11 protein-coding genes and 1 riboswitch are annotated in these 12,533 nt (G+C 68.0%); of the genes, 8 read left to right on the top strand and 3 right to left on the bottom strand.

What is annotated here, in order from left to right; translation table 11 throughout:
* Positions 1-334: 334 nt before the first annotated feature.
* From EX88_RS0121280 to metX, 3 genes are read right to left on the bottom strand one after another with little or no spacing between them, the layout of a single operon-like run.
* Positions 335-1,468, bottom strand: coding sequence for a homoserine dehydrogenase (locus tag EX88_RS0121280; RefSeq protein ID WP_081931339.1), 1,134 nt, complete (start codon positions 1,466-1,468; stop codon positions 335-337).
* The gene (locus EX88_RS0121275; RefSeq protein ID WP_081931337.1) at positions 1,465-2,706 is read right to left on the bottom strand and encodes an O-succinylhomoserine (thiol)-lyase; all 1,242 of its coding nucleotides are present in this window, start codon (positions 2,704-2,706) and stop codon (positions 1,465-1,467) included. Before EX88_RS0121275 ends, EX88_RS0121280 begins: the two co-directional genes overlap by 4 nt.
* Positions 2,703-3,770, bottom strand: a complete 1,068-nt coding sequence (gene metX / locus EX88_RS0121270; RefSeq protein ID WP_031373995.1) for a homoserine O-succinyltransferase MetX — start codon at positions 3,768-3,770, stop codon at positions 2,703-2,705. The genes EX88_RS0121275 and metX overlap by 4 nt, the downstream gene beginning before the upstream one ends.
* Positions 3,771-3,837: 67 nt before the next feature.
* A riboswitch (SAM riboswitch) is annotated at positions 3,838-3,958 on the bottom strand.
* A 128-nt stretch (positions 3,959-4,086) separates the two neighbouring features.
* On the opposite strand from metX, the gene EX88_RS0121265 reads away from it, so the two are divergent.
* The 8 genes from EX88_RS0121265 to EX88_RS0121230 all read left to right on the top strand — a co-directional run bounded on the left by EX88_RS0121265 (position 4,087) and on the right by EX88_RS0121230 (position 12,413).
* On the top strand, positions 4,087-5,187 hold the full coding sequence (locus EX88_RS0121265; RefSeq protein WP_031373994.1) for a hypothetical protein: 1,101 nt from the start codon (positions 4,087-4,089) through the stop codon (positions 5,185-5,187).
* A 52-nt stretch (positions 5,188-5,239) separates the two neighbouring features.
* Complete coding sequence (locus EX88_RS0121260) at positions 5,240-6,175, top strand: peptidoglycan DD-metalloendopeptidase family protein (protein ID WP_031373993.1); 936 nt, start codon at positions 5,240-5,242, stop codon at positions 6,173-6,175.
* A gap of 330 nt (positions 6,176-6,505) precedes the next feature.
* On the top strand, positions 6,506-8,110 hold the full coding sequence (locus tag EX88_RS0121255) for a peptide chain release factor 3 (protein WP_031373992.1): 1,605 nt from the start codon (positions 6,506-6,508) through the stop codon (positions 8,108-8,110).
* Entirely contained in the window at positions 8,110-8,598 is a 489-nt protein-coding gene (locus tag EX88_RS0121250; RefSeq protein WP_031373991.1) for a hypothetical protein, read from the top strand. Before EX88_RS0121255 ends, EX88_RS0121250 begins: the two co-directional genes overlap by 1 nt.
* A 178-nt stretch (positions 8,599-8,776) precedes the next feature.
* Entirely contained in the window at positions 8,777-9,031 is a 255-nt protein-coding gene (locus EX88_RS26685) for a hypothetical protein (protein ID WP_036149748.1), read from the top strand.
* Positions 9,032-9,177: 146 nt separating this feature from the next.
* A complete protein-coding gene (locus tag EX88_RS0121240; RefSeq protein ID WP_051885393.1) occupies positions 9,178-9,417 on the top strand; it encodes a hypothetical protein in 240 nt (79 codons plus the stop codon).
* A gap of 220 nt (positions 9,418-9,637) precedes the next feature.
* The gene (gene trhA / locus EX88_RS0121235; protein ID WP_051885392.1) at positions 9,638-10,303 is read left to right on the top strand and encodes a PAQR family membrane homeostasis protein TrhA; all 666 of its coding nucleotides are present in this window, start codon (positions 9,638-9,640) and stop codon (positions 10,301-10,303) included.
* Between the two features lie 142 nt (positions 10,304-10,445).
* A complete protein-coding gene (locus EX88_RS0121230) occupies positions 10,446-12,413 on the top strand; it encodes an AsmA family protein (protein ID WP_031373988.1) in 1,968 nt (655 codons plus the stop codon).
* The last annotated feature ends 120 nt before the right edge of the window (positions 12,414-12,533 follow it).

The following is a 12,533-nucleotide window of genomic DNA, read 5'->3' as shown; positions in this document are numbered from 1 at the left end:
CTTTTGTTGCTTTAGACAAAAGAAAGTAACCCGCCGCTTTAGTGGCGGAAGCTCTTGGCGTTTGATCTTGGTATTGCTTGATGGATGCGCCGCAAGACCGAAACACTGCGGTCGCGGCTCGCGCCGCTCCTACCCCTGCGAAAGCTTGTCGCTTCGATGGGCGTCATCGGCATTGCGCTCTCTGCGCGTCCCGCGGTCGCGACTCACGTCGCTCCTACAGAGGTCTCGGACGGTACCGACACAGATCCGCGACGACGTCTTCGCGGCTTGTGACCGCAGGAGATCCCTGTCAGGTGCCGCTCCTACCCGTGCAAGCGGCACGCTACGACGCCCCTCACCCCACCAGCCGCAACACATCGTCCAACAAGCCGGCGGCGGTGACTTCCGCACCCGCACCCGGGCCCTGGATCACCAGCGGCTGGACTTTGTAGCGATCCGACCAGATGGCGACCTTGTTGTCGGTGCCCGCACCACCGGCCAGCGGATGGTCGCCCGGCAAAGATTCCAAGCCGACCCTCGCCGAAACGCGGCCATCCTCGCCGCGTTCGAGGCGGGCGATGAAGCGCAGCTTCTCGCCGTTCTTGTAGGCCTCGGCATAGCGCTCGCGCAAGGGCGCATCGAGCGCCGGCAGCGCCGCGTCGATGCCGTCGCGCGACAGAATCGCCAGCTCGGGCGGCACCAGCGAGGACACTTCGACGTCGCCGGCGTCCAACACCACGCCGGCGGCGCGGGCGAGAATCAGCAGCTTGCGCCGCACGTCTTCGCCGGACAGGTCGTCGCGCGGGTCGGGCTCGGTGTAGCCGGCATCGCGCGCCTGGCGCACCAGCGCCGAGAACGGGCGCATGCCGTCGTAATGATTGAACAGCCAGGCCAGCGAGCCCGACAGTACGCCGGCGATGGCATGGATGCGGTCGCCGCCAGCCTGCAACTCGCGCAGGCTGCGCAGCAGCGGCAACCCGGCGCCGACGGTGGCGCTGTCGCCGTAGCCGCTGCCGCCCTGCGCACAGGCTTCGCGGATCGCGCGCCAACGCGTCAAGGACGTGCCCTGGCCGATCTTGCAAGCGGTGACCACATGGATGCCTTGCGCCAGCCACTGCGCATGCTGCTCGGCGACGGCCTCGCTGGCGGTCGCATCGATCACCACCCGCGCGCCCTCGCCTTCGAGCGCCAAGGCGATATCGCTCAGCGAACTGGCCTGCGCCGAATCGGCCAGGGCGGCGACCGCCCGCTCGGGCGCGATGCCGTCGAGGCCGACCGCGGCGCGGCGCGAGTTGGCGACATGCACCAGCGACAGGCGCTCGCCGAGCGCAGTGCCGCGCCACGAGGCCAGCCGCGCGATCACCGCGCCGCCGACCGTGCCGGTGCCGAGCAAGGCGACCCGCGCCGGCGCGGCGTGGGCCGCGGCGGCAGTCGAGCGCGGCCGCGCCTGCGAAACCTGCCCGTGCAGGGCGCTGGCCGCGACGCTCATCGTTTGACGCGCGCCGCCGTGGCCACCGCAGCGGCGGCACGTTCGAGCGCGGCTTCGAGATCGGCGACCAGGTCGTCGACGTGCTCGATGCCGATCGACAGCCGCAGCAGGCCGTCGCTGATGCCGGCGGCGGTGCGCGCTTCCAGCGACATCGCGGCATGGGTCATGGTCGCCGGATGCGCGATCAGGCTTTCGACGCCGCCCAGCGATTCGGCCAGAGTGAAACAGGTCAGCCCTTCGACGAAAGCCCGCACTGCATCTTCGCCGCCTTCGATCTCGACGCTGAGCATCGCGCCGAAGCCCTTCTGCTGGCGCGCGGCGAGCGCATGCCCCGGATGCGATTCCAGGCCTGGGTAATGCACCACGCGCACGGCCGGATGGTTGTCGAGCAGGGTCGCGATGGCCAGGGTGTTTTCCTGGTGCACGCGCAGGCGCGCATCGAGGGTGCGCAGGCCGCGCAGGGTCAGGAAGGCGTCGAACGGCGAGCCGGTCAGGCCGAGTGCATTGGCCCACCAGGTCAGCTGCTGGTGGTGCTCGGCGCTCTTGGCGACCACGGCGCCGCCGACGACGTCGCTGTGGCCGTTGATGTACTTGGTGGTCGAATGCACGACCAGGTCGGCGCCGAACGCGATCGGGCGCTGCAGCGCCGGCGACAGGAAGGTGTTGTCGACCACGGTCAGCGCGCCCTGGGCGTGCGCGGCCTCGATCACGAAGCGCAGGTCGGTGATGCGCAGCAGCGGGTTCGACGGGGTTTCGATCCAGACCACGGCCGGCTTGGTCGCCAGCGCTTCGGTCAGCGAACGCGGGTCGGTCAGGTCGGCGGTGATCAGCTCGAACGCGCCCTTCGCCGCCAGCGCATTGAACAGGCGCCAGCTGCCGCCGTAGCCGTCGTGCGGCACCACGATGCGGTCGCCGGGCTTGAGGAAGGCGTGCAGCACCAGGGTGATCGCGGACATGCCGGTCGAGGTGATGACGCCGCCGGCGCCGCCTTCCAGTTCGGCCAGCGCTTCGCCGAGCAGGTCGCGGGTGGGGTTGCCGCTACGGGTGTAGTCGTATTGGCGCTTGTCGTTGAAGCCGGCGAAGCTGAAGTTCGACGACAGCACGATCGGCGGCGTCACCGCACCGTAGGCGGTGTCGCGGTCGATGCCGGCGCGCACGGCGGCGGTGCAGGTGCTGCGGGTGGGGGTCGTGCTGGGGGTCGTGGTCACTGGTGCCGCTCCGTTGTTCTGAATGCTCATGCGGCCACCTGCGTACAGTCGGCCAGCGCTTCGCGCAGGATGGTGTTGATGTCGGATTCTTCTTTCAGGCACGCGTCGTGCCCGTAGATGGAACGCAGCACGCGCAGGCGGGTTTCGCCGCGCAGACGTTCGATCAGGTCGTAGGACTCGCTGAGCGGGATCAAACGATCCTCGCTGACCGCGACCACGGTGACCGGCACCTGGATCGTCGAGGGATCGATCTGCTGCAGGTCGATCGATTCGGACAGACGCAGGAAGGCGGTGGTCGGAGTGCGCGCGACGTACTTGTTGCCGCAATGGTCGAGGTAGTCCTCGGCGGCGACGCGGACGCGGCCGTCGCGGACTTCGGCATTGCCGAAACGCTCGGCGAATTCTTCCGGGGTGCGATAGCTCAGCACCGCCAGTTCGCGCGCCAGCGCCAGGCCCTGGCTTTCGTCGCACTGCAGCGCGCCCAGCGCGACCGCACGGCGTTGCAGCGCACGCCAGGCGGCGGCATAGGGATGGGCGCGGTGAGTGCCGCTGATCGAGACCAGTTCGCCCAGGCGCGAAGCATGCCGCGAGGCGAACTGCAGGCCGACCATGGCGCCGTAGGAATAACCGATGAAAGCCTGCAGGCGCTCGATGCGCAGCGCGTCGAGCAACGCGGCGATGGCGTCGGCCTGGTCGGCCGGATCCAGCGCCACGTCGAGGGTGCCGTCGGCGCCGATCCAGTCGAACGAGACCAAGTAATGCTGGGACGGGTCCAGCGAACGGCCATGGCCGACCTGGCTCTGCCACCAGCCCTGCTCGCCGAACTCGCGGCTCGGCGCGAGGTGGCGATGGGCGGAAATGCCGCCGGCGACGAACAAGGCCGGCAGGCTGCGGTCGCCCTGGGTTTCGTAGCGCAAGGTCAGGCTGCGGCGGCCGGAATGGCGCAGATCCAGTTCGACGGCGATCTCGCCTCGGGTGGCGGCGGCACGGCCGGTGCGCTCGAACACGTCGGGGGAAACGATTGCGGGCGACGCATAGGAAACGAAGCTGTCGCTGCGTTCGAACGTGGCGGCGGGGCTGTTGGCGAAGCTCATGGCGGTCATCCGAAGTGAACGGGCCCACCGAGCTTGCAAGTCGCAAGTGCGCCGGAAGCGCACTTCGCAACCATCTTCCGACCAACGCCATGAGGCGGGCCGCAGGAATTGGCACCTTCACGCAGCTTGCGCTGCGTTGGGTTGCCCCGGCTTCTAAGGGCCTGTCCCTCAGCCGGTCTCGATGGATGGCCTCAGTCTGCCGACCGGCGGAAGGCGTGTCAATCGCTTCATCCGCATATAGCGATTTATCATGTAGCCTCACTCGACCTTCACGGTCGCCGCCCCGTTGCCACCGCCCGCGCATACACTTGGAATGATGAATAGCCGCCTCGTTGCCGCCGTCCTGACCACCGTCCTGCTGTCGGCCTGCGCCACCCGCCCCGTCCTGGAATCGGAAACCCGCACCACCAGCGCCGGCCCGGCCGGGGTGCGGATCGTCCCCGAACGCTTCGTTTCGGCCGAAAGCCCGGAGGACGAACTCGATTCGCTGGCGACCTGGCCGACCGAGAACGGCGCCACCTGGCTGATCGCCAGCGCCAAGTCGACTCACCGCCTGGCGGTCTACGACGCCGACAGCGGCCAACGCCTGCGCACAGTCGGCGCGAAGGGCCAGGCGCTCGGCCAGTTCAAGCGCCCGAACGGGCTGACCGTGTTCGGCGATCACCTGTTCGTGGTCGAGCGCGACAACCACCGCGTGCAGGTGTTGCGCCTGCCCGACTTCGCCCCGCTCGGCAGCTTCGGCGACGCCGAGTTGCGCAGCCCCTACGGCGTGTGGCTCAACGAGATCGCCCCGGGCGAGCTCGAGGCCTACATCACCGACAGCTTCATGTACGGCGACAAGTTCGACCGGGTGCCGGCCTTGACCGAGCTCGATCAGCGCGTGCGCCGCTACAAGATCCACTTCGACGATGGCGATGCGATGCGCAGCGAGTACGTCGGTTCCTTCGGCGACACCACCGAGGACGCCGCCCTGCGCGTGGTCGAATCGATCGCCGGCGACCCGGCCAACGACCGCCTGCTGATCGCCGACGAAGACGACCGCCATCTCTCGACCCTGCGCGAATACACCCTGGCCGGCCGTTACACGGGCCGTCGCCTGCCCGACCGCAGCTTCGACGCCCAGGCCGAAGGCGTGGCCTTGTGGAGCTGCCCGAACGGCGCCGGATACTGGATCGCCGTGGACCAGCTGATGCCGCGTACGATCTTCCATGTGTTCGACCGCGTCACCCTGGTGCCGCAAGGCAGCTTCAGCGGCGAGGTCACCGCCCACACCGACGGCATCGCCCTGCACGCCGCCGGCACGACCGCGTTCCCGACCGGGGCCTTGTATGCGGTGCACGACGACCGCTCGGTGACCGCGTTCGACCTCGGCGACGTCGCCCGCTCTCTGCAACTGCAGTCCGGCTGCCTGAACTGACACTCTAGCTACCTATTCCACGCCGCACCGACGCCGTCCTTCGAACCCGACCATGCCGCGCCTTTCCGCCCTGCTCGCCACCTGCCTTTGCGCCAGCCTGCTCGCCGTACCGGCGGTGCAGGCGGTGCAGGCGGCCAAGCTTTACCGCTGGACCGACCGCAGCGGCGTCAGCCATTACGGCGATCGTCCGCCGGGGGCGGCGCCGCCGTCGGAAGTCCAGGTGATCCCGTTCCGCGCCGAACCCGGCGCGATCGCGCGCCTGCGCGTGCAGCAGGACGGCGACCGCTACCTGGCCTGGGCCGACAACAGCCTGTCCGGGCCGATCGAAGTCCGCCTCGACTTCACCCACAGCAATAACATCGCCGGCTCGCCCTCGTTACCCGCCTACGCAACCGTGGCCGCGCGCGGCAGCGCCGTGGTGGCGGTGCTCAGCGCCCAGGACCCGACCCGCGGCGGCGACTTCGAATTGAGCCTGCGCAGCACGCCGGGCGACCCGGCAGCGCGCGCGCAGAACGTCGATTACCTGCTGCCGTTGCAACAGCAGCAATTCCGCATCGACCAGGGCTATGGCGGCCATTTCAGCCACACCGAACCCGAACACCGCTACGCCGTCGATTTCGCCGCCGACATCGGCACCCCGGTGCTGGCCGCGCGCGACGGCTCGGTGATGCAGGTCGAGTCCGATTTCGACAAGGCCGGGCTCAATCTGGAAAAGTTCAGCGACCGCGCCAACTTCGTCCGCATTCTCCACGACGACGGCAGCATGGCCCTGTACGCCCACCTCAAGGCCGACGGTGGCGTGCTGGTCCGCACCGGCCAGCGCGTGCGCGCCGGCCAGCAGATCGGCCTGTCCGGCAACACCGGCTTCAGCACCGGCCCGCACCTGCATTTCGCCGTACAGATCAATCGCGGCATGAAGCTCGAATCGATCCCCTTCCGCATGAGCGGCCCGCAAGGCCCGCTGCGCCTGAGCGGCGGCACGCGCTGAGGCTGTCCGCCCGCGAGGGCCGATGTAGGAGCGGCGTAAGCCGCGACCGCGTCCCCCCCTCGCCGCGACGCAACTCTCCGCAGCCCTGCTCTTACCCTCGGCACCTGCTCGGTTGCCTCCCGTAGCAACGGCGGCGAGCCGCGATCCAGGCCCGCCGCCACGCAAACCGTAGTAGCCCCGCGGTCGCGGCTCGCGCCGCTCCTACCCCGAGAAGAGCCCCACCCTCGGCGATCCGGCCATCGTCGACGCCCTGCCCGGCCCCGGCGCGCCGCCCGGGTATACTTCCGCCCTTCCTCTTGCCTCCCGACGCGCCCCGGGCGCGCCGTTCCCATGTCCGAAGTCTCCCAAGAAGCCCTCCGCCGCCGCACGTTCGCGATCATTTCGCACCCCGACGCCGGCAAGACCACGTTGACCGAAAAGCTGTTGCTGTTCGGCGGCGCCATCCAGATGGCCGGCTCGGTCAAGGGCCGCAAGGCCGCGCGCCATGCCACCTCGGACTGGATGGCCCTGGAAAAGGAACGCGGCATCTCGGTCACCTCCTCGGTGATGCAGTTCCCCTACGAGGGCCGCATCGTCAACCTGCTCGACACCCCCGGCCACGCCGACTTCGGCGAGGACACCTACCGCGTGCTGACCGCGGTCGACTCGGCGCTGATGGTCATCGACGTCGCCAAGGGCGTCGAGGAACGCACGATCAAGCTCATGGAAGTCTGCCGCCTGCGCGACACGCCGATCATGAGCTTCATCAACAAGCTCGACCGCGAAGGCAAGAACCCCATCGATCTGCTCGACGAGGTCGAATCGGTGCTCGGCATCCAGTGCGCGCCGATCACCTGGCCGATCGGCATGGGCCAGCGCCTCAAGGGCGTGGTCCACCTGATCAGCGGCGAAGTGCATCTGTACGAGCAGGGCCGCAACTTCACCCGCCAGGACTCGACCATCTACGCCTCCATCGATGATCCGGCGTTCGAAGCGCGCATCGGCGCGGCGATGCTGGCCGAGCTGCGCGAGGAACTGGAACTGGTCGAAGGCGCCTCGCATCCGTTCGACAAGGCCAAGTACCTGGCCGGCGAACAGACCCCGGTGTTCTTCGGCTCGGCGGTCAACAACTTCGGCGTGCAGCTGCTGCTGGATTTCTTCATCGAGCACGCCCCGTCGCCGAAGCCGCGCGAGACCACCACCCGCGAAGTGCAGCCCGCCGAAAACAAGCTCAGCGGCTTCGTGTTCAAGATCCAGGCCAACATGGACCCGCAGCACCGCGACCGCGTCGCTTTCATGCGCATCTGCTCGGGCAAGTTCAGCGCCGGCATGAAGGCCTTCCATGCCCGTACCGGCAAGGAAGTGAAGCTCGCCAACGCCCTGACCTTCATGGCCAGCGACCGCGAGATCGCCGAAAGCGCGTTCCCGGGCGACGTCATCGGCATCCACAACCACGGCACCATCTCGATCGGCGACAGCTTCAGCGAAGGCGAGGCGCTCGCCTTCACCGGCATCCCGAACTTCGCCCCGGAACTGTTCCGCCGCGCGCGCCTGCGCGACCCGCTCAAGCTCAAGCAGTTGCAGAAGGGCCTGGCGCAGTTGTCGGAAGAAGGCGCGACCCAGTTCTTCCGGCCGCTGATGAGCAACGACCTGATCCTCGGCGCGGTCGGCGTGCTGCAGTTCGACGTCGTCGCCTACCGCCTCAAGGACGAGTACGGCGTGGATGCGAGCTTCGAGCAGGTCGGCGTGGCGACCGCGCGCTGGATCCGCTGCAACGACGCCAAGAAGCTCGAGGAATTCCGCGACAAGAACGCGCTCAACCTGTCGCTCGACGCGGCCGGGCAACTGGTCTATCTGGCGCCGACCCGGGTCAACCTGCAGCTGGCCCAGGAGCGCGCACCGGGCGTGGAATTCCTCGCTACGCGCGAACACGCGCACGCGGTGGCGCTGGACTGATGTCGGCGCTGCGGCGATGGTGGCTGTACTTGTTGGGCAAGCGCAGCGAAGTCGCCGCGCTCGACTATAAAGACGCCTACATGGCCAAGGTGGTGATGGACATCCACCGCTTGCGCAGCGGCAAGGCCCAGGCGATGGTGCCGTTGCGCGCCCTGCAGCCGATCCACCGCATCGACCGCGAATCGGCGCTGCAAGCCACCCATGCGCGGGCGCAGGCTTTGCGAGCGCGGCGCGAGGAACTGCTTGCACGCGGGCAGCTCGACCTGGCGACCTTGAACGAAATCATCCCTTCGGTCTCGCAGATCAAGGTCGTGCGCGACGGCGAGCGCTGGCTCGCCTTCGAAGGCAACGGCCGCCTCTATGCGATGCGCGAGGCGCTCGGCGAAGACGGCGGGCTGACGGTCGAAGTCGAGGAATACCGCTTCGACCGGCCGCACAAGATTCTGCGACGACTGCGCCGGGTCCGCCGTTTGAACACGCTCGATTGATCGAACCCGAACGCTCCGTCGCCACGGCCCGACGGTCCCGACGCTCCAGTCCGCGCGCCATGGCACTGCGAAAGCGGCCGTCGCTCGGGCGCTGCGACCTTCCCGGGCGCTCCCTGCGCACTCGAAATTCGCTAGCATGGCCGCGCCGGCAGGACGCCGGTCACAAGGAGAGTTCGACATGATGTTGGCGCTTCTGATTCTCAGCCTGGCCCTGCTCGCGATCGGCGGTCTATGGCTGTTGGTGTTGGCCTTCCAGGAAAACATCTGGTGGGGACTGGGTTCGTTGTTGGTTTCGCCCGTCCTGCTCGTCTTCGGCATCCTCCATTGGCATAAGAGCAAGACCCCGCTGCTGCTGTACGCCGCCGGATCCGTCCTTTTCGCGATCAACATCGCGCAGATGTACTTGTCCGACAACGTGGTCTACGCCCCCTGATCCAGCCTGTCGCCGCCTCGCCCTGCGGTCCGGCTTCCCACGCGCATTTGCGGCGCGGCACCGCGTTTCGCCGATGCTGCGCGGCAGCATCGACTAGCATCGGCCCGTCGGGCAGTCGAGCCGACATCCAACCTGGAGGGGGACGTATGTATTACTTGGGTATCGTGTTGTGCCTGATCGGCGGTCTGTGGATCATCGTCAACGCGTTTCGCAAGAACATCTGGTGGGGACTGGGTTCGCTGCTGATTCCGTTCGTGGCCGTGGTATTCGCGATCATGAACTTCGCCCAGAACAAGATTCCGCTGATCCTCTACATCGTCGGCATCGTCCTGTTGATCGTCGGCATGCCGTCGATGAGCCACATGGCCGCGGTCCCGGCCGCCTGACCTGCGTCTCCGGTCCGATCCGGCCCGGGGCTCGCCGCTCCGGGCCGGATCGACCCGCCATGTCCTCTGCGCGAGGGCCGTGCTTCCGGCAGGTCAGACGCTCTGGCCTGCCTGCGCCCGTGATCCGGGTCGCGAAACCGGACCGCGGGCACCTTACCGTCCCTGTCCTTTCATCCTGACTGCGAGCATTGGCCCCAGACCGCGCTAGGATGCTGGGACCATGCCTATCGCCCATGCCCCCGCTCACGGCGACCACTCGATCCGCGAAGAGATCGCCAACGCACTGACCCACGGTCTCGGCGCCACCGCCGCATTGGCCGGCGGCGCGGTCATGATCACCCTGACCGCGATCTACGGCGACGCCTGGCAACTCGGCAGCGCGATCGTGTTCGGGATCAGCCTGCTGCTGCTGTATCTGGCCTCGACCCTGTACCACGCGATCCAGCATCCCGTGCTCAAGGGGCGGCTCAAGGTCTTCGACCATTGCGCGATCTATCTGCTGATCGCCGGCACCTACACGCCGTTCACCCTGATCGGCCTGCGCGGCCCCTGGGGCTGGGGCCTGTTCGCGGCGATCTGGGGCCTGGCCTTCGCCGGCATCGTGTTCAAGCTGTTCTATACCGGCCGCTTCAAGCTGCTGTCGACGATGATCTACATCGCGATGGGCTGGCTGGTGCTGGTCGCGATCAAGCCCCTGCTCAACGCGCTCGACGTCTGGACCCTGAGCTGGCTGCTGGCCGGCGGCCTTTGCTACACGCTCGGCACGGTGTTCTATCACCGTCCCTCGCTGCGCTATTCACATGCGATCTGGCATTTGTTCGTGGTCGCCGGCAGCGTCTGCCATTACATCTCGGTGTTCGCCCAGGTCGTCCCCTCGCCGGCCTGAACACCGCACGTCGCGTCCACGGCGTATTCACCTTCGCTTTACCGCCCTGCCGCAATGGTGAGGCCATCGTAGCGACCAGGTCCCGCCGCGCGGGCCGATGGCGTAGGTATCGCCGGCACGATCGGCCCAAGCGCTTCATGCCATGAGCGACTCTCCGCCTCCCCCGTCTGCGCCCGCGCCTGCCGAGCAGTCGTGGCAGACCCGTCTGCGCCGCCATCCCTGGCGCGCGCTGCTCGGCGTGCTCGCGCTCGCCATCGTCGTGCTGCTCCTGCTGTGGGACTGGAACTGGTTCAAGGGCACGATCGAACGCCAGGTCGAAGTGCGCACCGGCCGACGTTTCGAGATCGCCGGCAATCTCGATGTCGATCTAGGACGCGTGCCGGTCATCCGCGCCGACGGCCTGAGCTTCGCCAATGCCGAGTGGGCCAAGCAGCCGCTGATGGCTTCGGCGCAGCGTCTGGAAATCGCGGTGGAATTCTGGCCCTTGCTCAAGGGCGACGTCCGCATCCCCGACATCCGCCTGATCCGGCCGCGAGTGAATCTGCAGAGCGACCCGAAGCACGGCGGCAACTGGGTGTTCGATCGCGCCGGCACCGGCGAATTGCCGGTGTTCCGACGCGTCTGGATCGACGACGGGCGTCTGCAATTCCTCGACGCCGCCGGCAAGACCGACATCGACCTGGCCGTCGCCAGCCGTGCGGCGCAGCGCGAGGACGCCGCGCCGCCGGTCGAGATCGAAGGCGGCGGACGCTGGAAGAACAACCGCTTCACCCTCGAAGGCCGCGCCGAATCGCCGCTGGCGCTGCGCGATGCGCAGCGCCCGTATCGACTGAACCTGCGCGCCGCCGCCGGCGCCACCCGTGCGCATGCGCGCGGCGAACTGGTCGACCCCTTCCATCTGCGCGACTTCGATCTGCAACTCGCTCTTGCCGGCAAGAACCTCGCCGATCTGTATCCGCTGATCGGCATCGCGATCCCGCCGACCCCGCCTTATGCGCTCGACGGCCGCCTGAGCCGCGATGGCGTGCGCTGGAATTACGACCGCTTCACCGGCAAGGTCGGCGACAGCGATCTGGCCGGCAGCGCCAGCGTCGATACCGGCGGCCCGCGTCCCTATCTGCGCGCCGACCTGGTGTCCAAGCGGTTGGATCTCGACGACCTCGCCGGCTTCGTCGGAGCGCCTCCGCAGACCGGGCGCGGCGAAAGCACCAACCCCGAACTCGCCGCCGAACATGCGCGCCTGGACGCGAGCCCAAAGCTGTTGCCCGCCACGCCGTATCGGCTCGACAAGTTGCGGGCGATGGATGCGGACGTAAGGCTCAAGGCCGCACGCATCGAGGCGCCGGGTTGGCCGCTCGACGACATGCAGGCGCATCTGCTGCTCGAGAACGGCCTGCTCAAACTCGACCCGCTGAACTTCGGCGTCGCCGACGGCGACATCCGCTCGATCGTCACGATGGACGCGCGCCGCACCCCGATCCGCACCCGCGCCGACATCACCGCGCGCAAGCTGACCCTTGCCAAGCTGCTGCCCAAGGTCAAACTCGCCGAAGACGCCGTCGGCAAGGTCGGCGGGCGCATCGCCCTGGCCGGCAACGGCAATTCGATCGCGACGATGCTCGCCAGCAGCGACGGCAACGTCGCCGTCGGCATGGGCCAAGGCCAGATCAGCAATCTGCTGATGGAATTCGCCGGGCTCGACCTGGCCGAGATCCTCAAGTTCAAGCTGACCCAGGACCGCAAGATCCCGATCCGCTGCGCCTTCGGCGATTTCACCGTCGCCGACGGCGTCATGACCGCGCGCGCGCTGGCCTTCGACACCAGCGACACCATCCTGGTCGGCAGCGGCACGATCGACCTGGGCGAGGAAAAACTCGACCTGCTGATCCGTCCGCGCCCGAAAGACCGCAGCCTGTTCGCATTGCGCACGCCGCTGACCGTCACCGGCAGCTTCAAGCACCCCAACGCCCGTCCGGATTTCAAACGCCTTGGGCTGCGCGGCGCGGTCGCAGTGGCGCTGGGCAGCATCGCGCCGCCGGCGGCATTGCTGGCCACGATCGAACTCGGCCCGGGCAAGGATGCGGGCTGTGCGGGGCATGTGGTGAATTGAGCGGTCGGCGTTTGATGTTTGAACCCTGACCTGAACATCCGGCACCGCTGTGGCTGTGGCTGTGGCCGTTGCCGTTGCCGTTGCCGTTGCCGTTGCCGTTGCCGTTGCCGTTGCCGTTGC

Source organism: Lysobacter antibioticus (assembly GCF_000731095.1).
Lineage (GTDB): Bacteria > Pseudomonadota > Gammaproteobacteria > Xanthomonadales > Xanthomonadaceae > Lysobacter > Lysobacter antibioticus_B.
Note: the sequence above shows the minus strand (reverse complement) of the source record. Positions and strands in the feature narration are given on the sequence as shown.

Coding starts and splice junctions, on each gene's coding strand:
- EX88_RS0121280 (WP_081931339.1), bottom strand. CDS start 1,468: ATGAGCGTCGCGGCCAGCGCCCTGCACGGGCAGGTTTCGCAGGCGCGG.
- EX88_RS0121250 (WP_031373991.1), top strand. CDS start 8,110: ATGTCGGCGCTGCGGCGATGGTGGCTGTACTTGTTGGGCAAGCGCAGC.
- EX88_RS26685 (WP_036149748.1), top strand. CDS start 8,777: ATGATGTTGGCGCTTCTGATTCTCAGCCTGGCCCTGCTCGCGATCGGC.
- EX88_RS0121260 (WP_031373993.1), top strand. CDS start 5,240: ATGCCGCGCCTTTCCGCCCTGCTCGCCACCTGCCTTTGCGCCAGCCTG.
- trhA (WP_051885392.1), top strand. CDS start 9,638: ATGCCTATCGCCCATGCCCCCGCTCACGGCGACCACTCGATCCGCGAA.
- EX88_RS0121265 (WP_031373994.1), top strand. CDS start 4,087: ATGAATAGCCGCCTCGTTGCCGCCGTCCTGACCACCGTCCTGCTGTCG.
- EX88_RS0121240 (WP_051885393.1), top strand. CDS start 9,178: ATGTATTACTTGGGTATCGTGTTGTGCCTGATCGGCGGTCTGTGGATC.
- EX88_RS0121230 (WP_031373988.1), top strand. CDS start 10,446: ATGAGCGACTCTCCGCCTCCCCCGTCTGCGCCCGCGCCTGCCGAGCAG.
- EX88_RS0121275 (WP_081931337.1), bottom strand. CDS start 2,706: ATGAGCATTCAGAACAACGGAGCGGCACCAGTGACCACGACCCCCAGC.
- metX (WP_031373995.1), bottom strand. CDS start 3,770: ATGAGCTTCGCCAACAGCCCCGCCGCCACGTTCGAACGCAGCGACAGC.
- EX88_RS0121255 (WP_031373992.1), top strand. CDS start 6,506: ATGTCCGAAGTCTCCCAAGAAGCCCTCCGCCGCCGCACGTTCGCGATC.